This is a genomic window from Desulfogranum mediterraneum DSM 13871, assembly GCF_000429965.1.
GTDB lineage: Bacteria > Desulfobacterota > Desulfobulbia > Desulfobulbales > Desulfobulbaceae > Desulfogranum > Desulfogranum mediterraneum.
In genome coordinates, this window is the sequence record NZ_AUCW01000017.1 from 24458 (window position 1) to 47177 (window position 22720).

The window sequence follows — 22720 nt, forward strand, 5'->3', positions numbered from 1 at the left end:
TGTGCTAAAGGGATTGATGCGGTAGAATGCCCATGGCATACGCTTTCTTGCTGGTTGTGATCTTGGCGGTGATCAACCAACAGAATTCGCCATTTCCCCCCTCATACCCATACACCTGCTCCGACGAGAACTCGTTGACTAAAGGGGAAGGTGCTAATACACGGGTTGTAGTACCCCATATACTTGAAGATGTTTTAGGATGGATGGCTATCGTTACGGTAACATTTATCTTAATGATTACAGGTTGGCACGCACCGGATTGATTTCACACGTGCTCATCCCCCGTTCCTCCTCAGGTATAATCAAAGATCTTTAATAGATTAATCAAGTATCTCTTCAAGATGCAGCCCGCAAAGAGCGCGCAAAGATACCTGAAAAGCATTCTAAAAGCACAGAGCCAACCGATCCATCGCCAGACCCTGCATCCACTACCACGGATGCAGGCCAAACAGATACAACTGCTTAGCTTGTTACATACGACACAGACGCTGACCATAATCACTCAAATCTATCGGGTATTTATCCAGCAAACCTACAGCAGATCCCAAACAGCTAACAGCCAAGGTCTGAGATAACATCAGGCTGGTATTTCATCTCGAGTTTAACCAAAACGAATGGATAAGCTGAAACAAACAGACCACAAGGGTAACCTTTGTAGATAAGCATCAAAGCCAGGAAGGCCGTCACCCCAAAACAAGGGAAACAACCTGGTCAAATGCAAACAAATATTGACAAGCGATAAAAATATAAATCACAGGCAAAAGGAGGAAGATCAAAAATGGAGTGACAGGAAGGCTAATAACATGACAGCCAAGCCTGGATGAAGAAAGCACATAAGGCCACCTTGAAAAATTGTTTTTTCTTCCAACCTCGGCGTTGCACTCAAAATTTTATCCTCGGAATATCATATATATGCCTGCGGTAAAATTTATCGCGCGCCTTGACCTTGATCGAAAAATCTAATTTTTCAAGGTACCCACAAGTTCGAACTGCTCACCCTACGAAAGCAAAGTCTGCGTGGGTTGCGAATAAGGGCTGACAAGCCAGGGCAACAGGGAGGGCAAAAAGCGGTGCTCGCCTCCGCTCATCCCACCTTATGCCGTCGGTTATTTACAGGGATCAGCTCAATTATGATTGAGCTGATCCGTAAATACTTTCGAACTTTCCAAAAACCATAACAAAGGATAAGAATGACCGAACATTGGACAGAACAGATGAAAAATCAAGTGAATACACTTGAGGAGCTTACAAAGTACATCAATGTCTCTGATGGGGAAAGGGAGGCCATCGAGACCTTGAAAACCAAGTGGGGAACATCACCCTATTTTGCCTCGTTGATGGATAAGAATGACCCGAATTGTCCGATCCGAAGGCAGGTGATCCCATCCCTAGAGGAGCAGACTAACACATACGGGATGGACAACTACTTGGTATGGAAAGAGAATAGAGCAACCGAAGAAATCAGACCCGATAGCATTGCCCGTCAGTATCATGACCGTATCGCCTTTACCGTGGTGCAGGTTTGCGGCATTTACTGTCGCCACTGTTTCCGTAAGGAACTGGTTGTCGACCAGGACTTGCAGCTTAACTTTGATGTCGAGGAAGGCCTGGCCTGGATCGCAGAACACCCTGAGATTCGCGACGTATTAATTACCGGCGGCGATCCATTGCTTTTGTCAGACGAAAAACTTGCATACCTGATTGGCAGACTTCGCGAAATGCCACACATCCAAATGATCAGGATTGGCTCCCGGCTGCCAATAGTCCTTCCCCAGCGTGTTACCGAAGGGTTGAAAAAGGCGATCGGAGGCTACCACCGCGTTCCGGTTTGGATTAACACCCAGTGTAACCACCCAAAAGAAATTACCGAAAAAACAGCACAAGCGATTTACGAACTGATGAGTTGCGGCATCAACGTCGGAAATCAGGCTGTATTGCTGAAGGGCATCAATGATGATGTGGATACATTCAGAGAGTTGCACCAGAAACTGCTCCGTACCCGTATCCGACCCTACTATGTTTTTTATTGTGAACCGGCTCCGGGAATCGATCATTTCCGTACCCCTGTGGAAAAGGGGGCCGAGTTGATTCGTGATGGATTACGTGGTCATACTACCGGCCTTGCCCAACCCATGTACGTGCTGGCGACAAAGATCGGCAAGATCCCATTAATGCCGGACTATTACATTACTGATAAAAACCAAAAAGAATATACGGTACGAAATTATAAGGGCGAGACCACCACGATCCCTAATGTTCCGGAATAAATACTAATTTTAAAGAAAAGTAATGGCTGAATCCAATTGACCGCCGGCAATGAATCAAACGGCCAAAAAGGCCGACCCGCGCAATTCACTTGCCCCCAGGGGGCGCCCATTTTGGCTCTCTCGACCTAAGGGTACCTTGAAAAATGAATTTTTTAAAGGTACCCTTACATATTGAACTTACATATTGAAATAACTTGAGGCTACCTTGAAAAATGAGTTTTTTCGATCAAGGTCAAGGCGCGCGATACATTTCACCGCAGGCACATGGTTGATATTCCGATGATGAAAATTTGAGCGCAAGGCCGGGATTGGAAGATAAAGCAACTTTTCAAGGTAGCCATTAGTTTCTGACGAGGCGACTGGACACTATGGGTGACTGGACCCCCCTTACCTCACGACTGGTTCTCCTTTATGACCGCACGGTTCTCGGGCACCCGCTCCTCACCCTCCTCCTTGTCGCCATGCTGGTTGGCGGATCCATCTCTTATCTCCATCAGTTCAGGCTCGACGCATCGGCCGACACCCTGGTGCTGGAAAACGACCAGTCGCTGGCCTACTACCGCGCGATCAAGGCGGTCTACGGTTCGGACGACAGCCTGATCATCACCTATACGCCGAAGGGACCACTCTTCTCCGCTGCGGTGATCGATGACCTCAGGCAACTGCGCGATCAGCTTGCCGCGATTGAACGGGTAGAATCGGTTACCTCTCTGCTCGATGTGCCACTGCTCGAGAGCCCGCCGGTAACCCTCTCCGAAATCGCCAAGGAGATCATCACCCTCGAACATCCGCGTGCCGATCGCTCCTTGGCACAACAAGAGCTTACCCACAGCCCACTCTACCGCAACCTGCTGATCAACCTTGCTGGCGATACCACCGCCCTGGAAGTGCTGTTCAAACGTGATGATACCTGGCACCGCCTACTGAAGGCACGCAACGACCTGCGCGTGCTGCGCCTGGAACGCAAACTTAGCACAGAGGAGAGGAGCGCCCTTGCCCGTGCCGAGACCCAGTTCGATGACTACAGCACCTCACTTCAGAAGCAGCTCGACCATGACATCGCCACGGTGCGCACCATCATGGATCAGCACCTCGACCGCGCCACCCTCTATCTTGGCGGCGTGCCAATGATCGCCGCCGACTCGATCAACTTCGTGCGCCTCGATCTGATGACCTTCGGGATCGGCGTGTTTGCCTTTCTGGTGCTGATCCTTACCATCATCTTCCGCCGAGCCCGCTGGGTCTTGATGGCGATCTCTACCTGCATTGTCGCTGGTGCGAGCATGATGGGACTCTTGGGCCTTATCACCTGGCCGGTGACCGTGGTCTCCTCCAACTTCATCTCGCTGCTGCTTATCCTTACCCTGTCGCTGCTGATCCACCTGATCGTGCGCTACCGAGAACTGCTGACCAGCGATCGTGACGCTGACCAGCGCGCCCTGCTGCTGGCGACGGTACAAAGTAAGTTCATCCCCTGCCTCTACACCGCCATCACCACGATGGTCGCCTTCGGCTCGCTGCTGGTGAGTGGGATTCGCCCGGTGATCGACTTCGGCTGGATGATGATGTTCGGCATCGCCATTGCCATGACTCTAGCCTTCACCCTCTTTCCGGCTGCACTGGTGCTGCTCAGGCGCGAAGGGGCGACGCAGGAGAATACCATCACCGTGGCGATCACCCGTTTTCTTGCCCGCAGCAACGAGCGCTACGGCAACCGGATCCTACTCGGCTTCTCTATTCTCAGCCTGCTGAGTGTCGCCGGCATCTCGCAGCTGACGGTGGAGAATCGCTTTATCGACTACTACAAGTCCTCGACCGAGATCTATCAGGGGATGGAGCTGATCGACCGCCAACTGGGTGGCACCACACCAATGGATGTGATCATCGATGCACCTGCCAGCTTCCTTATCAAGGAGGAGCCCGATGAGGAGGACCCTTTCTACGGGGAGGACGAGTTCTTTGCCGACGGCATGGAGAGGGAGGCGGGGATCACCGGCACCAGCTACTGGTTCAACAGCTTTACCCTGGAGCGCATCGCTGAGATCCACGACTACCTTGACAGCCTCGAAGAGAGTGGCAAGGTGCTCTCACTGACCACCACCCTGCGCATGCTGCAGAAGCTCGACCCCGACATCCAGCACGACAACTTTGCCCTGGCAGTGCTCTACAAGCGCCTGCCGCAGGAGATCAGATCATCCCTCTTCGCCCCCTACCTCTCGGCCGATGGCAATCAACTCCGCTTCAGTATCCGGATCTTTGAGTCCGATCCATCGCTGAAGCGACAGGAGCTCCTTGAGAAGATCCGACACCACCTCACCATTGAGCTGGGACTGGCCGGGGAGCAGGTGAAGATCACCGGCATGGTGGTGCTCTTTAACAACATGCTGCAGAGCCTGTTTCGCTCGCTGATCCTCACCAGCGGCGTGGTATTTGTGGCGATTATGTTTATGTTCGCGCTGCTGTTTCGCAATCTGCACATGGCAGCTGTCGCCATTGTTCCCAACCTGTTTGCCGCGGCAATAGTTCTCGGCCTGATGGGCTGGCTGCGCATACCGCTCGACATGATGACCATCACCATCGCCGCCATATGTATCGGCATCGCCGTGGATGACACAATCCACTATATTCACCGCTTTAGCGAGGAGTTCAGGCGTGAAGGCGACTACTGGGCCGCGGCACGGCGCAGCCACGACACCATCGGTCGGGCCATGTACTACACCACCATCACCATCTCCCTGGGATTCTCGATCCTCGCCTTCTCCAACTTTATTCCCACCATCTACTTCGGACTACTGACCGGCTTCTCGATGATCGCCGCGCTGGTGGCCGACATGACCATTCTGCCCCTGCTGATCATCCGCTTCAAGCCCCTGGGGCCCGAACGCTCAACCGGGTCGTAAGGCGCTAGAAGCCCAGGGAAAATAACTAGTCTGGCAGCGGGATTCCCCCCGGCCTTCGGATGCAGCTCCGCGCAGGAGCTTTCTCACCCGATCCCGGCCTGATGCCAAAAAAATAATCATAAAATATAAACAACATACCTGTGATGCTTTTATCACAGGCCTTGATCGAAATATTCTATTTTTCAAAATAGCTGAAGCGAAAACGAAAAATGTTCCCAAAGACACAGAGAGGAGTTGCAGCATGGACATAAAGAGTGATTCCTGTACCAATCCCGGCGATCAGATACAGGGGGGCAGCGATGAGGCCACAGCAGCTCGCTGCCGTCGCCTCCGCCTTATGGGTCTCTCTGTTTCCATTCTGATACTCTGGAACGGTGTCTGTGACTATATTTACGCTTACTCACCCAGGTTGAGTGGCCTTGAATACTTTTCTCCTGCGGTATGGGAGGTGATTCGTACCGCAGGTCACCGGCCCCATTGGCTGGTGCTGCTGGCACAAACGGCGGGCTGGCTCTATCCCCTGTACGCGCTCTCCTATTATCACTGGTGGATCGGCATGCGACGCGCCGGGTTTTGGCTTGCCTCTGTTCCCTGCGGACTGCTTGCCTATGCTATATTGATGATTGGCGGGATCCAACATGCCGGATGGGCATTCTTGAGTGTGTTGGCGCAGGCAAAGGCTGCGGTCGGATGCACGGACCAGGCATTTTATGCAATGGCCGACCGTTTTCTGCTCGAACATTTTATCTTGGGGGATCTGACCGCAATCCTGGCCTTCAATGTGGGCGCCATCTGGCATGCTGTGGGGGTTGCAAGCGGACGGACCATGTATCCACGCTGGTTTGTGGTGGTGTCGCCCCTTGGCGTGCTGACCGGCACGATGATTCTGGGTGCCTTCCTGCCCGCCCCCTATGCAGGAGTGGTAATTGCACTCTTTGGGACATGGTTCATGCTTGTTCCCTGTCTTGCAAGCACCGTATGGCTGTGGAATCGCGCCGACGACGACTGGGGCAGAAATCCCAATGGATCTGGGGCTGCAAAACGGGATAGCCGCTTGTCATAAATGTATGGGGAATTGCAGTTAGCCGGTTTTTTTCAGCGTGGATCAACCGCCCTTCTCTCTTCTCCTGCTGAGCTGGCCGTTGGATTCATTGGGAGATGTACCTTTCTGTGAAGGCCACCCACATGAGCGGTTCCTTGTCTTTCCATCTTAGCCGTCTTATTATCTGGTATGATGGATCATATGAAGATCGTATGAAGGAGAGGGCGTTGAGAATCTGTCCATAGCTGAGGCAACATGGTGAAAACTTTCCATTGAACACAAATTCGGCGTGCCACCTTACAGATTGGAAAACAGAAAGATTGGAAAACGGAAAGATTGGAAAACGGAACAAAAGCAAACAGACCATGCCCGTAATGAGGCCAGATTCAGGCAAACAGAGTATAATGACAGGACACGACAACCTCTCTCAAGATACGCTCTCATGATTGAACGACGCCGCATCAACAGGGTAAAGAGTAAGGTTAGGGTTACAATAAATCTTTGCGATATCCGCAGGGATAATGCCCCTATTGGCAGCAGGATTACCGGCAGGATAACTGATTTTACCCCGTATGGCGCCTGTCTCCATCTGGATACAATTAAATGCGGCGACCATCACCTCTTCTACACGACCCAGGACCACGAGAATCATGTTGTCAGTCTTGAATATAGAGCAGATGATGAAGACAACCCTGTAGTCGTTTATGGAAATCCTGCCTGGTATGATCTTTGCTCATCTGAAACTGAGATTGCCAAATTTAAGCTGGGGATAGAGTTCCTGGGAGGGCAGGATCAGGAAATCCTCCAGAAGTTTCTCGCCAAACTGGCGGGCCGGCAGGACGCCGAAGAGGGCTGGTTAAAAAAACTGTTTCAATAATCGGCTATATCGGAATGTACCGAAAGGCCTAACAGTTACCCTCCTTCGCCCTTGAACTTATACAACAAGGTTGGGATGTAGCGTGTCCTGGATTCAATCTGTCCTGGATTCCCGCCTGCGCGGGAATGACGGAAACGATGGGTCCAGCAAAACTCCTCCCAAGCCGGATCAACCGGCCTGACAGAGAACTCTTGGTGATGCGGGGCTCAGCGCCGATTGACATTACAGGACTGGACCTGCCCCATAACGGCAGCAAGGTAGTTGAAAAACTGTTGCGCCGCCTGATCAGCGGGATCTGCCTTGAGGCGTTCTTCATATTGGGCAAACAACTGGGTCAACACCTGTTCAAACTCATCTTCGCCAAGCTCGCCGAGCCCTTCCCAAAGATCGTTGTGGTTCATGCTCTTCCTCCCAATCAGCACTTTCAAGTTTTCAAGCTGCCGCCAGATACAATCTGGCCCGGGAGTTCCCCAGGCGGCACCGTAAGCCTGTCACCCTTGGGCTTTTTGTCCTTGGCTGTCTCGTCTGGACGCACTGAACAGCATAGGGCCTGAGCAACGCGACCTTCTGCCCATGGCCCTTGCCACTGCCCTGCCGCCTGCCCTGCAATTTTACCCTGCCACCTGTCCAAAAACCAAATAGTCGCCACCAGGCAACAGTGAGGACCACGGGCAACGCACCGAGCTCTCCTGGAGAAAGGCCGGCCCTGCCCACAGTGGTTTACAACGGTTCCACCGGACTCCCCAGCTGAAAGAGAACACCCAGGCAGGGAGAAGCGGCTATGAGGCGGCGGCGCTCTCCGGCAGAGTGATATTGAGCTCCAGCACCTCGCAGTTGCCCTCCTGCTCCAGCTGTATCTTTACGGCATCATTCTCCACCTGGATGTATTTCCTGACCACCAGCAGCAGTTCCTCCTGCATCATGGGCAGATAGTCGGGGCCGTTGCGGGTTGTACGCTCTCTGGCAACAATGATCTGCAGCCGTTCCTTGGCCACAGATGCGCTGGTTTTCCGATTGCTTCGGAAGTAGTCTAAAAAACGCATGGTTAACTCCTGAACAGTCGAAATTTACTGAAGAATCCCTTCTTTTCCACTTCCAGAAATCGGTGCATCCGCTCTTCACCCAACAGCCTGCTGACCGCATCGTCATAGGCCTGGCCGGCATCACTGTCGCCCTCCAGAATAATCGGTGTGCCTGCGTTGGAGGCCTGCAGCACGGCCTTTGATTCGGGAATGACCCCCAGCAGGGGGATGGCCAGGATATCTTTGACGTCTTCCACGCTGAGCATCTCACCCTTATCCACCCTCAGGGGATCGTAGCGGGTCAGCAAGAGGTGTTCCTTGATCGGCTTGCCCCCCTGTTCGGCACGACGGGTTTTGCTGGCCAGCAGACCGAGGATACGATCAGAGTCGCGAACCGACGACACCTCCGGATTGGTGACCACCACGGCCTCATCGGCAAAATACATCGCCATAAAGGCCCCACGTTCGATCCCGGCCGGTGAGTCGCAGATGATGTAGTCAAAGGATTCGGAGAGCTCATCGATGACCCGCCCGACCCCTTCGATATCGAGGATGTCCTTGTCGCGGGTCTGGGAGGCAGGCAGGATAAAGAGGTTGTCCACCCGTTTGTCTTTAATCAGCGACTGACGGAGATTTGATTCCTGCTTGATCACGTTGACAAAATCGTAGACCACCCTGCGCTCGCATCCCATGATCAGGTCGAGGTTACGCAGGCCGACATCAAAGTCGATGACCACGGTCTTGTAGCCACACAGTGCCAAGCCAGTACTGATTGCGGCACTGGTGGTGGTTTTACCAACGCCTCCCTTTCCTGAGGTTATAACAATAACTGTTGCCATGGATCTATCCCTTAAATTGAACGCTCTCTTAAAAGGTGAATATAATTGTTTTTTATCAGTTTACAGTGGAGGTTTATTGAGGACTGTTGGCTAGCTGAGAATGGTTTCGTTGTCCTCGATCAGGCCGGCCAGGCGCTGTTTCCGGCAAGCCGGCAACCTGGTTCGAGGTCTTGAGTAGTGGTCCGGCCCTCTAAGCTGCAACCCTATACGATCCTGCCGTGTAAACAGAAGAAGCTGGAATTACTGCAGCAACATCCATACCGTTTTTAAGCTGAGCTGCAGGGGTCACAGAGATTCGATGTGTAACTGATCCTGATCCAGGAATATCTGCACCGCGGTTTTGCATTTGTCCTGGGGCAGATCTTCGTTGATGGTGTAGAGACCGGCAATGGAGACCAGGTCGGCCTGCAGATCCTGGCAGAAGATCCTGGCGTTCTCATCTCCCAAAGCACCGGCAAGCGCACGTCCCCTGAGCGTACCGTAAACGTGGATGTGACCGTCGGCCATTATCTCCGCCCCGGTACTGACCGATGCCAACACCAGAAGATCGCCTCCACGGGCATAGACCTTCTGCCCTGAACGCACCGGCTGATGGATGGTCATGGTCTGTGCCGGCAGTTTTTCTTGGTTCACCTCCGGCTCCGGCTCCGGCTCCGGCTCCGACTTCGGCCTGGCCGGCGGAACCGGTTCGGGCTCGGGCTCCGGAGCCGACTCTTGCCTGCCGTTATGGCTGCCTGGCCAGACGGCAAGGCAGGTCTCCCTGGCACCCTTAACCAGGGATTCCGGGGCAGAGGCCATGCCCACGGGAACAAAATGATGGGCCCTCACCATATGAGAGGCACGCTCCAGCCATCGGGGGTCAGGTTCTGCATCCAGGTACTGAAAATCCAACAACACCGGGGCGTTACGAAAAAAAGAGGAGGCCTGGGCCGTTGCCTCCTGCAGTTGTCGATCAAGCGCCTCCAAGTCCGTACTCAACAGTTCCAGAACGGTCATGGAGACCATTCGGGCCTTGATGGCTACCGCTGCTTCTTCTGTTTCCTGATCAGTGAGTGGCTTCATGCAGTTCCTTAACGACATTAACGACAGCTTGTCGACAACACCTTTCCATAGTGGCCCGTCTGGATCAGCCGGGCAAGTCTCTATTTGTACCCTCAGGCGAGATTTGATTCAAGGATTTTTCACAGCAGCTCGACAGGGGGCACGGACTGGAGAACGCAGCAGATGGGGTGTTTTTTGGCCCAGAAACCCAGGCAGAGAGGAACAACGATGACGGCAAGACCAAGGGGATCATCCTTCCCTGCCGGGACAGCCTAAGGAAACCTACCTGATATGGATGTTTCCGCAAGCAAACGTAAGTAGAGACAGGGGTGAGCTGCAGGGAGGTATTGGTCGGGATCTTTTCAGCAGGGCAGCGCTCGCAAGGAACAAAGCGATCACCAGGAGCCAAAGCCGTTCAGACTTGCGGGTTCTTCGGCAGAACCCGCAAGCTTTCCTGGCACCGGCGTTTAAAAGAGGCCGAGAACTAACAGCGGGCCAACTTCAACTCCTGCCGCTGTCTGGCCTTCCGCTTGATGTAATCATCGGTTTCGCTGACGATGACGCCGCTCAGACCGATCAGACCGATGAGGTTGGGGATGATCATCATCCCGTTGAAGCAGTCAGAGGCATTCCAGAGCAGATTCAGCTTGGCCACCGCCCCCACCGGAACCAGCAGGATCCAGAGAATACGATAGGGCAAAACCGCCTTGATCCCGAACAGGTACTCGAAACATTTCTCCCCGTAGTATCCCCAACCAAGGATGGTGGAGTAGGCAAAAAAGATCAGGCCGAAGCTGACGATGAACCCGCCCCATCCCCCGGGAATTCCGATGCTGAAGGCGTTTCCGGTCATGGTCACCACCTCGCCGCCCGTGTTCCAGACACCGGTCACGATCAGTACCAGCCCGGTCATGGAACAGACACAGATGGTGTCGATGAAGGTGCCGGTCATCGATACCAGCGCCTGCTCGACAGGCTCCTTGGTCTTGGCCGCCGCAGCAGCAATGGGCGCGGTGCCCAGCCCGGCCTCGTTGGAGAAAACCCCTCGGGAGATCCCTTTCCTGATGGCTAACATGACCGCAGCCCCGGCAAAACCACCGCTGGCCGCGGTGCCGTTGAAGGCGCCATCGAAAACCATGGCAAAGGCCCCGGGAATCTCGGAGGAATAGCGAAACAGGATCACCAGACAGCCGGCGACATAGACCAGGGCCATCACCGGGACAATCACAGAGGTAATCTTGCCGATCCGCTTCACCCCGCCGAGAATAACCGCAGCCGTGGCAAGACAACAGACCATCCCGGACCAGATCGGGTCGACGCCCAGGTCCTTGAGGTTGCCGGCGATGGCATTGGCCTGGATCATGTTACCGGTCCCCAGGGCAGCGATACAGGCAAATACGGCAAAGGCGACTCCCAGCCACTTCTGTTTGAGGCCAAGCTCCAGATAATACATGGGACCGCCGTTCATCTCGCCATGCTCATCCTTAACCCTGTACTTCACCGCCAGGATCCCCTCCCCGTACTTGGTTGCCATGCCGAAGAAGGCGGCCAGCCACATCCAAAAGAGGGCACCGGGGCCTCCCCAATAGATGGCCGTGGAGACCCCGATGATATTGCCGGTGCCGATGGTGGCTGCCAGCGCGGTCATCAGTGCCTGGAAGTGACTGATATCGCCGGGTTCGTCATCATGCTTACTGAACATGAGCCCAAAGGCGTAACCAAGCTTGTGCACCTGGATTCCCCTGAGCCTCACCGTCAGAATTACCCCGGTACCCACCAGAAGGGCCAGTACCGGCACCCCCCAGACCAATCCACTCAAGGTGGAAAAAAAGTCGTTCAACTGTCCAATCATGATCTCTCTCTACTCCTTGGTTCTGTTCCCACCAACACACCGCCTGCTCATCTGTTTCAAGAAAGGCGCCAGGTCGGAAAAGGCAATTAAGGTATGGGGCCCTGCAAAAGGCAGCGCTCCAGACTTCGATCTCACCCCCTGTCTCCGGGGGCTGGCACACGGGCGATCTGCAGGAGAAATTGTCCGCCGGCAGACCTGCGCATGTCTCGAAGCCATGTCATAAAAAATTGTGATGATTACTGCCAATTCAGCCCGCTGTCAATTGACAATTAGTTAATTACCATAAACCTACGTACTATCTATTTTTTTTAATATTATCATAAAATTATATTAATAGAATTTGGCGGTTGCAGCCGGCTTATCTCCCGCTTACTTTCGCCCAAGGCATCCCCCCGCTCTCTTCCTGAAGGGTACAATCAACCCTCGCCGGCTCACGGGCTATTTGACGAACAACGGACAAGCTGATTGTCGATAGCTGTTGGCCAAGGTACTGCACCGGGCGTGCAGCGATCACGCGGCAGAGCTGACCTAAGAGACTCAGCAAAATGGTTTAAAAACTTGATGATGCAGCGTAAACATGAGTGGAATTTGCCGGAATTTCTGTCAAGGGTGAATTGATGGAGGGAGTTGCCACTGATCGCGATTTTCTCGAACAGAGATAATGCGCCATAGGGTAATCGTTTGCGGAATACGGCAGAGCCATGCTCGACGATAAATCGAAACAACTGGATTTAGTCTATGCTGGTCGTTTACCTGCTCATTGGCTGAAGGAAAAGCTCCTTTAAGGATAGGAGGTGATCAGTGCAATATGCGGTTCCCGGGGAGATTCAAGCGCCCCTCTTCCCTACTCCCCATACCTGAGACCAAGCCGAGTCCTTAGCGCCTAACAGTGTATCTGCCGGGGGAAACCAGCCTCCTGGTCAAGGACAGTGCAGGCAGGCTAGTGCCTGTTCCAGACGTTAAACCAGAGGGGTGTCGGCGGGGCAGGCGGCCAGTGCTCGATGCTCAGTTGCATCCCCTTGACCATGGAGAGCTGCTGAGCAATCACGACACCACCCGGTGCCAGGCTGCGGCTGAACAGGGCCAGAGCCGTATCAACGGCACGGAGTTCCTGTACCACCTTAGGCTGCCCCATGACAAGCTGGGGCGTGTACCTGGCCAAGCTTGCCTCCAGGGTACGCGCAGCCGCTCACGCTGATGGTTGAGTGATTGGTTCAGAGAGAGGGTGGCTGCCGGCTGGTTGGAGGGCTTATCCTCGGGCCGGGGCTGGATCACCAGCATTAACAGATGCTCGTCCTCACCCAGTTGTCCCAACCATTGGCGCAGCTGTCCGAGGTCGCCCTTTCTCGGAAACAGGTTTTCCCGTATGCACCATGGGCTTGCCTCTGCCAGCCTTTGATATACTGATGAAAATCACGGGAAACCGGCCGAGAAGGATCACCCTCCTTCAAGCGAACAAACTCTGGTGAGTACGGGATGCAGTCAAGGTCAGAGCTCACTCGCCTGACAGCTTGATAGCGGCCCACCCGGCAGCCGGAGATGGGGGAGGAACGAAAAGTTGCCTATTGAGGTGGTCGGTGAACTGGGGAGGAAACCTTGGCAGAGTGGATGAACAGCGCCCGGATTTTATCCCAAAAATCACCGCCTAAGACTATAAAGCTTAGCAGTAAAATCAGATCACCGATGATGGCAAAGAGGAGGTGGTTTTCTGTATAGACGGGAATCCATTGGATACAGTAGACTGATAGCCAGCCAAAGAGGATAGGCAGAATAAACAGGGCCAAGCCGATGGTATAACGCAGCTTACCCACTGTTTGCGGAGGCCCATGTTGCCTGAACAGGGTGGCTGCCTTTTTTTTTGAGATAGGCGTAACCATCCTTGCCCATGACGGCTATCGCTGCCATGCCGAGAACCTCCGCCCCCACCAACAGGGGGCCCCACTGATCGAGGCCGTTGCAGCGGTGGAGAGATTGAACCAAGCGACCAGGGGTATTCCTGTAAGAGGAGTGACAACACTCAGCATAAACAGGCCGATTCCGCACTTCAGCCGCCAACTTAGCTCCTCTCCCCTGGAAACACGTACCTGATTCTCCATGATAACACCTCTGGGTTCAACCTTGTAAAATGGGCCAACGCTCCTCTTGGCACCTGGGCTGGCCTCAGCTGATCTAGAGGGTCGCAACTGACTATAGGCCACCTTGAAAAAAAGCTTTTTCTTCCAATCTCGACCTTGCGCTCAAAATCTTATCTTCGGAATATCAGATATATGCCTACGGTAAAATTTATCGCGCGCCTTGACCTTGATCGAAAAATTAATTTTTCAAGGTACCCTATATTGGATCCAGCCTGTACCAGCCCATAGCCATGGATAGCGGCCTCTTCAAAATCCATATTCAGCCCCCGGCCCCCTATCATGGTTCAAGCTGCCCTAAAAGCTCCAGGAGCACCCTGCCAGGATAAGCGCAAGCTGGTGAGATTTGCTAAAAAAAAACTCTAAACACTCCTTGGCGAGCAGTGATCTTGATCTTTTCGATCCTGGCCTGATTCTTTCTACCCTCCTCTGCTCGCGCTGCTGTATAGTATACATACTTCATCAAGGCAGCTTCGGTATCCCCCTCCCCTTTGCAATCAATGATTGCTCATTCCTAAGGATCCCGCCATGAAGCACACCGAGCCGACCGCCCCTAAGAGTTCCTGGCTGAGGAGAGTGTTCAACAGCTTTCAGCAAAAAAACATTCAGTCCCGTGTTGTTGACCACTCGGTCAACTTGGTCGTGGACACGGCAGACAGCAAGATCAGGCTGGTCTCAGGCTACAGGAGGCAGCTCGAACCAGCCCTTATCATGGCCATGGAATACAGCAGACGGCTCGTCTCCCAAATCCCCGGCCCCATCCGAATCGATCGCAGCAGATACTCGCAAGACGCACTGCTCAGGGCCATATTTCCCTCGAGCAAACAGTTGTCCGACTTTCTCAAAACCTCCATGGCCAACCTGGCTCAGCCAGTCACCGCCACAGCCACGGGCGAGATCGTGGCCCTGCTGACCATGTCGCAGCGACGAAAAACCATCTATGGGCATCAACAACAGGGAGAACTCACCTTACGGGACGTGCCCATGGAGGCGGTCACCTTTTACGACCACCTCCTGGTCGCTCCCAGCACCAGCCTGGCGGCCACGCTTGCCCAGCTTGAAGAGCGGGCCCTGGAACTCTTGGCCACCGTGGCCATGGAAACGATCCATGGCCTGCAAGAAGAGTTGGCATTGCTGAGGGAAGAACGGAGTCACCTGGCCTCAATGCGCAACATCCTTCAGGGAAAAAACCGGGCATTCAGTCATTTTGCCCCACCCAGTCACACAACCAGGCGAAAGATAGAGGCAATAAGCACTGCCATGGTTGAAAAAGAAGAGGAGATTGCCGCTGCCCGAAGAGAGATCGGCGAACCGGCAGACGCACTTCGCCACCTGGTCAGGATCCTGAGTAATCCGGAGTCGGCCCTGATCATGGAACAACTCTCCCTTGACCTGAACTGGATGAACGTGGTAATGGACCGCCTCGACAGCCGGCAGCAGGGGGAAAGTAATCGGATCAGTCTGGCCCGGTTCTCACTGAACAGGGAGTTAGAGCGTCAGGGTATCCTGGTCTGCTTCCCCGCGGAGGAGGCGATCTCGCCTTGACGATGGTGTGGTTCTACGAACCGGCGGTTTTCGCCGTGCAGGGTTTGAGCATTGGAAGGATGAAGCTCGTTTAAGGCGAGCTTGAAAAGTTGCTTTTTCTTCCCATTTCTGCGTTGTGGTGAATTATGGTGAAAATTGTTTCCTCGGGGTATCCGTTATATGGCTGGGGAGAATTTTCCCCAGACCTTGATCTTGATCGAAAAATCTGACTTTTCAAAGTACCCTGAAGTAAATGTTACGCCTTGCCCTCGATGGCATCGCAGGCCTGAGCTTCATTAAAGAACAAAACTATCCCAGCCAGCCAGGAGAAAAGATATCATGGATCCAGCCCTCATCCTCACGGTCCTCTTTATTACCGGTCTGATCGTCGAAGCCATGACCGGAGCCATTGCTGCCGGTGAACACCAGATGGACCTCTTCGGGGTGTTGGTGGTGGCCAATGTCACGGCCTTTGGCGGCGGGGTGATCAGGGACGTAATCCTGGGACGGGCTCCCATGCTCTTTATTGCCAAGCCGGACCTGCTGCTGTTTACCTCAATGGCAGCCCTGGTGATGGTGCTCACTGCCCGCTATTTCAACCGGCTCAGGTGGTTCTTTCTGGGCCTGGATGCCCTGGGTCTGATCACCTTTACCATCATCGGGGCCACCCGTGCCCTGGAGATGGGATACGGCATAGCCGTGGCCTCGTTGACGGGCATCAGCACCGGAGTCTTTGGCGGTATTCTCCGCGACATCCTCTGCAACCGTATCCCCCTGGCCTTTCAGAAGGAACTGTATGCCAGCGTCTCCATCTCTGCGGTCTGGCTCTACCTCTTACTGACCGAGGGTGGAGTGGGGGACACGGTGGCTGTACCGCTGACCCTGCTCTTCGGCTTCAGCTTCAGGATGCTGGCCATCCGCTTTGACTGGCATATCCCTAAATTTGTCTACCACATCAACACGCTGGATGAATGAGCAGGGCCAAGCGCAGGGCACAACCAGGTGAGATTGCTGCGCAGCAGCGAAACAACTCAGGAAGTACCGATTATGCCGATCATCCGGCTCAAACCAGCAGAGGCAAGCTGCCCGGCCACCAGGGTTAACAGGGTTGCCCCTCTCTGCTGTTTTCCTCTCACGACCCTGCCCCTGGCTGGGAGGAAGGGGCCGGGTATCCTCGGGCTTCTTGGCGATTTCAACCCATGGGGACGAACTCCTGTCAGTAAGACCTGGCCTATAACCGGGGAATGCAGGGCCTAAATTCCCTCCTCCATCACCGAACCGGGCCCGGCCAGCGGCCGGAAGGTGAACTTGGAGGAACCGCAGTGGGGGCACTTCCAGTCATCGGGCAAGTCCTCAAAGGCGGTACCTGCAGGGGTGTTGGTCTTGGGCTCTCCCTTATCAGGATCATAGATGTAGCCACAGTTACTTACTTGACATTGAAACATATTTTTCGGATCTGCCATCTCTCTCTCCTTTTGCTTATGATTTGCTATCATAAAAAATTGTAGCAGCATAATCAATCAAGGTCAAAGCAAAGAAGATCAGTGAGGCTTGGTGATACGGGTCTGGCCGGATCTGTCAACGAGTGAACTGCGGGGTACTTTTCCCTTTTAAGTCATTCATCTGATTGCTCTCATTGCCACGCAGACAGGAATCCGGTCCTGGCTGAAATGTGGCCACTCCAGTCCAGACCCGGCAGCCCGCCTGCGCGGCCATCAGCTCAATAAAATGAGCATCACGGCAGAGAAGTGCGTGGCAGCCAGCCAGAGGATATGGCATAGTGGGATCAACTCACGGAAAGCCGGGTCTACCTGCGGGGCGTCCAAGGGCAGCCACCGCCTCCCAGGCCTCGCCTTTAACATCATCAGGAAAAAAGTGGACGATACGGAAAGGACCAACGCGGAGATCACAGGGATACTGGAACAATATATCCACGGCAAGGATGACGATCGTTATCCCCTTCTCGAAGAGATCTATGACCAGGAGGCGTTGCTGAGCTTCTCTGTCCGGACAGCAGGCATCACTTTTCCGGAGCGCATAGAGGGCAACCGTGAGATTGCCCGGGTCCTTTCTGCGGACTTTAACACGAAGTACAAGGAGGTAAGAACCTACTACCTCGCCCCGGTCTCTGCCTGCCGCATTTCCCTGGCTGTGACGGCACAACCCTGGCTGGTGCTGATGAGGGAACGGACAGGCGGACTGCTGAAAGTCGGCTGCGGCCTCTACGACTGGCATTTTTGCCAGGCTCCTGACAGTTCCCAGCAGATTAGGAGCCACCGGATCACCATTGCCGAGATGATCGATCTCCCCGACCAGAGTGATCAACTCTTAGCCCACCTTCAGCAACAACTGCCCTACCCCTGGACCGACCGGCAGACGGTTGTCTCCCTGCTGGCCCGCTATGAGGAGTTGAGCGATCTGGTCAGATACCTCCAGAATCAGCCCCACAAATAGCTACTCCCAGGCATATCCGATAAACCGCTGACCGTATCCGCCATACCCTTGGCTTTGAACTCCTTGCCCTGGGCATCATCACCTTCCCGGCTGCCGCCCTCCTGGGCAAGGGCCTGGTCCAGACCGCAACCCTGTGCAAGCACCACATCCTGACCGCCCCTCCCCTCTTTAGTCAGCGCTACAACCTGCTGCCTGCTGCCTGGTGGCTGGTGGTAACCATCTGGGCAGCCCTGCTGACAACACCCGGTTTTGCCCTGATTTTTTTCGGGCTATTCCTTGATCTACAACTGGGCCCATGACCAGCTGTTCCCGCCCAGGGCTGAGGCCTGAAGATACGCCTCCATGTCTTCCTGGACACATCGCGCCTGTTCCTGGCCATAACACCGGACCATCAACCAAGCCAGTTACCGCGAAAGCGGACGCGATCCCTTTCACTGTCTCATTCTGCTGCCAGGGTGTACCTGGGCATGATTTCTTCTCCACCTGGCTGGAACCGAGAGTGCTAACTGGTATATACTTTGCTTAAGCCATTGCATTCTCCCCAGGTTCTACCTGGAGATCAAGACAGAGGAGCGCTGCAGCCAATAGGCGGCTTTCGCAATCAGAACAATCTATCCAGGGAGAGATATATGTATCCAGCAGACCAACCTACACCATTCAGCAGAGCCGCCTGGTCCAGGACCGCTCTTTTCCTTTTGCTGCTTCTTGCTCTTCTCCAGGGCTGTGCCCAGCGCAGCTTCCAATCCACCTTTCATGGGCTTCGCTACGATATCGTAGGTGAGCACTACCTCATGCTCCGGGACTATGAGCAGGGGTATGCCTATTTCAAAGAGGCGGTCAAGACCCACCCGGATAATGCTGAGGCCAGCTACTTCACCGGCCGCTTCCTCCTGGCATCCAAGCGTTACAAGGCCGCCCTTCCCTACCTGAAAAAAGCGGTGATCCTCCTTCCCAAAGAGCCTGACTATCACTTCTGGCTGGGAGTTGCCTATGGGGCAAACAGGCAGAGGGACAAAGAAAAAAAGAGCTATCAGCAAGCACTGGCCCTGGACAAGAAACATCTCCAGGCCCTGATATACCTGGGCAACAATCTCCTGGGCAGCAAACAATATCAACAGGCCCTTGTTCTCTATGCCAAGGCCCTGCGTATTTGGCCCAATAGCCCTGCTGCCCTCTATAACCGCGCCCTTGCTGCACACTACCTCCAGCGTACCCCGGAAGAGCGAACCGCCTGGCTTGAGTACCTCCGCCACTACCCTTCCGGTGGATTGGCACGACGGGCCGTGGCCCACCTCAACGGCCTGGGAGACTTTTCCTATCGGCTCCAGCAACTGGGAGCAAGATCCCTCTCCCTGCCCAAGATTACCTTCACACCCTTGAGCGCTACCCTGGACAAGGCCAGCCGCCCTGCCCTGGACCTGGTAGGAGCAACCGCTGCCAACCTTGACAGGGGTACCCTGGATCTGGTGGTCTATCAAAAAAACAACGCCGGCCTGGCCCGCAGGAGAGCGCTGAGCATCAAGCGCTATCTCAGCCGCAAATTTCCTGAGCTGGCTGGCAACAGGATCCGCCTGAGCTGGTTCTCCAGCGCAGAGCGAATCAGGATCAAGGGGCGGCGGCTGAGCATCGATGAATCGGTTCGCTTCATCCTGACTCCCCCTAAAATGCAAAAAAAGTGACTATTCCTCTGCCAAAAGTGACGCTTGCCCCAGGCAGACGTATATAGAGGTAGAAAGACTCCACTGCCAAGCGTCCCAGACAGGGTGTCCAGCAGACCGGGTCGTAGCGGCAAAGGAAAGCACGGTAACCTAGACGCTGCTACCCGGCCTGAACTGAGCCTGTAACCATGTACAGACACGGAACCCCTTGGGTAAGACGACAGCTATGAACCAGAGCGTAAAGAGCGCATGAACAGGAGAAGGCTGGCAGCCGTGGAGCCGTCCGATGAGGAGATCGTTGCCAGGGTCCTTGCCGGAGCCACCCAGGAGTATGCATGGCTGGTCCGGAAATACGAGCGACCGATCTATAATCTGATGTACCGGGTTACGGCCCATGAGCAGGAGGCTGCGGATTTAGCCCAGGAGGTCTTTGTGCAGAGTTTTGCCAAACTCCAGACCCTTGACAACCACCAGCCATACTTCAACTGGCTCTACACCATAGCCTTGAATAAGGGGCGGGACTGGAAACGGGCCCTGCGCAATCGCAGCCACCACACCCCCTGGCGAGAGACCGATCATGCTCCCCGCAAGGACCATTTTCAAGACCTCTCCAGCCAGGAGCAGGCCATTCAACAGCAACAGTACCAGGAGCAGTTGCAGCGCGCCCTGCTCACCCTGCCTGCGGAAAAACGAGAACCCCTTATCCTCAGGTATAGCTACGAACTCTCCATCAGGGAGATAGCCGAGATCTTCTCCCTGTCCGAGAGTGCCACCAAGATGCGGATCAAGCGCAGCCTGGAGCAGCTCCGCTCCCTTGTCGAGAACCCCTTCAATCAGGTGTCCCCCCATGAACAGTGACCCTGGAACAGACCTTGTTGCTGCCATCCGTTCCTTGCCGGAGAAGGTCCCTCCCTGTGATATCACCGCCAAGGTGATGCAACAGCTCAGCCCCCCTGCCCCGAGCCTTTGGCAACGACTTCGTCGCCAGCTGCTCACCCCCATAGGGTTTCAGGTATCGCCCCTGGGTGCCACCCTCTGGGCCTGCAGCTGTGTCCTCTTTTTCCTGGCCGGTTACTGGAGCCAGGGGGGGCTACGAGGAGAGCTGGCGCCCAGCGGAGACACCCCCGGAGGAGTCCCCCTTGGAGTCAACCCGGCTGTCCTGGCCGTGACTACCGCCAACAGCCCGGAGGCGAACTTTATCATCGGTCGAGATCTGCTGATGGCCGGAAGTGAGCACCAGGCAGTCGCCTTTTTGCGTCAGGCCGCACGGCAGGCACCACAACGGGCAGCCTATCACTTCTGGCAGGGGATCGCCTACTGGCAGACCGGCCAATACGAGCAGGAGCGCGCCAGCTACCTGCAAAGTATTCGACTCAAGCCAGACTACCTCCCTGCCCTGCTCAACCTTGGCAACAGTTACCTTCAGGGTGGTAAGGCGGTACAGGCGGTGCAGCTCTATAGCCAGGTTCTGGAGCTCAACCCCAGGGAGGAACAGGCCCTCTACAACCAGGCGCTTGCCTTCAGGATCTCCGGAGACCAGGTGCAGGAAATAGAGGCCTTACAGGCCTACCTCAGCCAATACCGGCAGGGTAGCCGTGCCTGGAAAGTGGCTGAGCGCCTCCGGGAGTTGGGCAACCATCGTTTCAGGAGCTACCAGCTTGGCAGGACCAGGGTCATCCTGGACCAGCAGATCCTGCTCAGCCCCAAAGGGGCAGCGCAACAGGCTGAGCTTCTCCGCATTGCCGAGGTTCTGCGCAGTGCAGCGCCCGTACAGCTCCACATCGTGATCTTCGACCCCACCGGAGTGGCCCTGGCTCGCACTAAGGCCATCGAACTCAGCAGGGGGCTGACCCAGGCCCTTGCCCCGGCCAAAAGCCTGAGCATCACCAGCAGCTGGTTTAGACAGCAAGAACCGTCTTCCCCCGGAATAGCCCCAGGTAGATCAGACAGGAGCATTGTTCTCTTTACCACCCCTCTACCAACCAACAACCAGGAGCAACGAATATGAAAAGATTACAACTTATCATCGCCCTGATCGCCCTCTGTTTCACCCTATCCGCCCTTAACACAGCCAGCCCCTGGCTGAGCTCCCCGGCCTTTGCCGCCGGTGTGGGCGACGATGATCCGGCAGCCGGGGATCCGGACGACACCATGGCAGGGGAGGAGGACCCTGACCAGGACAATGGGGAAGAGCCGACCAATTCCTACTTTTCCAACCCAGCCCAGGCTGCCCATGCAGCGCAGCTTGCCGAGCAGTCGGCTCTCCAAAACGATACCCAGGTCCAGACCGCCCTGGCTGCGGTGGAGGATGCTGAGGCGGCCCTGGCTCAGCTCGAAAAAGAGTCACCGGACGACCTGGCGGCCCTGGAGATGGCCCACCAACAGCTGGACGCAGCCAAGGAGAGCTATGCCACAACCCTGAGCGAGGTGGTCGGCGTGACCCGAGATGACATTATCGGAATGCGCGAATCGGGTCTGGGCTGGGGCAATATAGCCCATGAGCTGGGCGTTCACCCCGGTCTCCTGGGGCTGGGCAGAACCAAGGGCAAACAGAAACATTATGCCGGACGACATCCGGCCCAGGATGAGGTTACCGCAGCCATGACCCAGAGTGAACTGGAGGAGGCAACGGCCAGGGACACCAAGAGCGGCTGGTCCAAGGGCCACGGCTTTGGTATCCAATCTGGGGTAGATACCTCCAGCGCAGGAGCCCCAGCATTTGCAGCAGGCGGTAAGTCCTCCAAGGGAAAGAATGGCATAGGCGGTGGAAACCAGGGCAACCGCGGGGGCGGCTACAGTGGCGCCGGCGGCCTGGGCAGCCAGAGCTCCGGCAACAAGGGCGCTGACAGTGGCGGTGGCCAGGGCTACGGCAAGGGTAAAAGCGACTCCAAAGGACAGGCCGGCTCCAAGGGACCAGGCAACAAGGGCGGCAGCGGCAATAAGGGCGGCAACAGTTCCAACAGCAATAAAGGCGGCAACGGTAAAGGAAAGAAGTAAGCATGCCAAACGCGCCCATTGCCTTGACCTTGATCGAGGCAATGGGCGGTGGACAGTAACTGGCCAGGGCTTAAGGCCCTTGGCAATGTGAGCCCATGGAGCGACCTCAAACCAT

At 55.1% G+C, this 22720-nt stretch carries 20 protein-coding genes; 12 read left to right on the plus strand and 8 right to left on the minus strand.

Going from position 1 to position 22720, the window contains the following annotated elements; all coding sequences use genetic code 11:
* The first annotated feature begins 1190 nt into the window (after positions 1-1190).
* From G494_RS0108795 to G494_RS0108810, 4 genes are all read left to right on the plus strand, one after another.
* Entirely contained in the window at positions 1191-2267 is a 1077-nt protein-coding gene (locus G494_RS0108795; protein ID WP_028584237.1) for a KamA family radical SAM protein, read from the plus strand.
* 368 nt (positions 2268-2635) lie between these two features.
* Positions 2636-5167 (plus strand): efflux RND transporter permease subunit, encoded by a 2532-nt coding sequence (locus G494_RS0108800; RefSeq protein WP_035245996.1) that lies wholly within the window; start codon positions 2636-2638, stop codon positions 5165-5167.
* 241 nt (positions 5168-5408) lie between these two features.
* Positions 5409-6230 carry a hypothetical protein gene (locus tag G494_RS22630; protein WP_208597654.1) on the plus strand — a complete coding sequence of 274 codons (822 nt, stop codon included), beginning with the start codon at positions 5409-5411 and terminating at the stop codon, positions 6228-6230.
* Positions 6231-6651: 421 nt separating this feature from the next.
* On the plus strand, positions 6652-7086 hold the full coding sequence (locus G494_RS0108810) for a hypothetical protein (RefSeq protein ID WP_028584239.1): 435 nt from the start codon (positions 6652-6654) through the stop codon (positions 7084-7086).
* A 206-nt stretch (positions 7087-7292) separates the two neighbouring features.
* Here G494_RS0108810 and G494_RS0108815 read toward each other — a convergent pair whose 3' ends face one another.
* The 6 genes from G494_RS0108815 to G494_RS0108845 all read right to left on the minus strand — a co-directional run bounded on the left by G494_RS0108815 (position 7293) and on the right by G494_RS0108845 (position 13002).
* Positions 7293-7487 carry a hypothetical protein gene (locus G494_RS0108815; protein ID WP_028584240.1) on the minus strand — a complete coding sequence of 65 codons (195 nt, stop codon included), beginning with the start codon at positions 7485-7487 and terminating at the stop codon, positions 7293-7295.
* A 378-nt stretch (positions 7488-7865) separates the two neighbouring features.
* Entirely contained in the window at positions 7866-8129 is a 264-nt protein-coding gene (gene minE / locus G494_RS0108820) for a cell division topological specificity factor MinE (protein ID WP_028584241.1), read from the minus strand.
* A 2-nt stretch (positions 8130-8131) separates the two neighbouring features.
* On the minus strand, positions 8132-8947 hold the full coding sequence (gene minD / locus G494_RS0108825) for a septum site-determining protein MinD (protein WP_028584242.1): 816 nt from the start codon (positions 8945-8947) through the stop codon (positions 8132-8134).
* A gap of 285 nt (positions 8948-9232) precedes the next feature.
* Positions 9233-10009: a septum site-determining protein MinC gene (gene minC / locus G494_RS0108830; RefSeq protein WP_028584243.1), complete on the minus strand. Its 777-nt coding sequence runs from the start codon at positions 10007-10009 to the stop codon at positions 9233-9235.
* A gap of 463 nt (positions 10010-10472) precedes the next feature.
* The gene (locus G494_RS0108840) at positions 10473-11840 is read right to left on the minus strand and encodes an alanine/glycine:cation symporter family protein (protein WP_035245999.1); all 1368 of its coding nucleotides are present in this window, start codon (positions 11838-11840) and stop codon (positions 10473-10475) included.
* Between the two features lie 940 nt (positions 11841-12780).
* Positions 12781-13002, minus strand: coding sequence for a hotdog family protein (locus G494_RS0108845; RefSeq protein WP_028584245.1), 222 nt, complete (start codon positions 13000-13002; stop codon positions 12781-12783).
* Positions 13003-14500: 1498 nt separating this feature from the next.
* Here G494_RS0108845 and G494_RS0108860 point away from each other — a divergent pair.
* Both G494_RS0108860 and G494_RS0108865 read left to right on the plus strand, forming a co-directional pair.
* The gene (locus G494_RS0108860; RefSeq protein WP_028584247.1) at positions 14501-15517 is read left to right on the plus strand and encodes a hypothetical protein; all 1017 of its coding nucleotides are present in this window, start codon (positions 14501-14503) and stop codon (positions 15515-15517) included.
* A 333-nt stretch (positions 15518-15850) separates the two neighbouring features.
* Positions 15851-16471 (plus strand): trimeric intracellular cation channel family protein, encoded by a 621-nt coding sequence (locus G494_RS0108865; RefSeq protein ID WP_028584248.1) that lies wholly within the window; start codon positions 15851-15853, stop codon positions 16469-16471.
* A 278-nt stretch (positions 16472-16749) separates the two neighbouring features.
* Here the strand turns inward: G494_RS0108865 and G494_RS0108875 are convergent, their stop codons facing one another.
* The gene (locus tag G494_RS0108875) at positions 16750-16959 is read right to left on the minus strand and encodes a rubredoxin (protein WP_028584249.1); all 210 of its coding nucleotides are present in this window, start codon (positions 16957-16959) and stop codon (positions 16750-16752) included.
* 412 nt (positions 16960-17371) lie between these two features.
* Here G494_RS0108875 and G494_RS25335 point away from each other — a divergent pair, with 412 nt between their 5' ends.
* Positions 17372-17950 carry a hypothetical protein gene (locus tag G494_RS25335; RefSeq protein WP_153305815.1) on the plus strand — a complete coding sequence of 193 codons (579 nt, stop codon included), beginning with the start codon at positions 17372-17374 and terminating at the stop codon, positions 17948-17950.
* Here G494_RS25335 and G494_RS27610 read toward each other — a convergent pair.
* Entirely contained in the window at positions 17935-18093 is a 159-nt protein-coding gene (locus G494_RS27610; RefSeq protein WP_232362518.1) for a hypothetical protein, read from the minus strand. The two genes, G494_RS25335 and G494_RS27610, sit on opposite strands and share 16 nt — an antisense overlap.
* On the opposite strand from G494_RS27610, the gene G494_RS28065 reads away from it, so the two are divergent.
* From G494_RS28065 to G494_RS0108905, 5 genes are all read left to right on the plus strand, one after another.
* Complete coding sequence (locus tag G494_RS28065; RefSeq protein WP_408608374.1) at positions 18028-18249, plus strand: hypothetical protein; 222 nt, start codon at positions 18028-18030, stop codon at positions 18247-18249. The genes G494_RS27610 and G494_RS28065 overlap by 66 nt on opposite strands.
* 330 nt (positions 18250-18579) lie before the next feature.
* The gene (locus tag G494_RS22645) at positions 18580-19629 is read left to right on the plus strand and encodes a tetratricopeptide repeat protein (RefSeq protein WP_084456599.1); all 1050 of its coding nucleotides are present in this window, start codon (positions 18580-18582) and stop codon (positions 19627-19629) included.
* 228 nt (positions 19630-19857) lie between these two features.
* Positions 19858-20466 (plus strand): RNA polymerase sigma factor, encoded by a 609-nt coding sequence (locus tag G494_RS0108895; RefSeq protein WP_028584250.1) that lies wholly within the window; start codon positions 19858-19860, stop codon positions 20464-20466.
* Entirely contained in the window at positions 20456-21616 is a 1161-nt protein-coding gene (locus tag G494_RS0108900; RefSeq protein ID WP_028584251.1) for a tetratricopeptide repeat protein, read from the plus strand. Before G494_RS0108895 ends, G494_RS0108900 begins: the two co-directional genes overlap by 11 nt.
* Complete coding sequence (locus G494_RS0108905) at positions 21613-22605, plus strand: hypothetical protein (protein WP_028584252.1); 993 nt, start codon at positions 21613-21615, stop codon at positions 22603-22605. Before G494_RS0108900 ends, G494_RS0108905 begins: the two co-directional genes overlap by 4 nt.
* Positions 22606-22720: the final 115 nt, after the last annotated feature.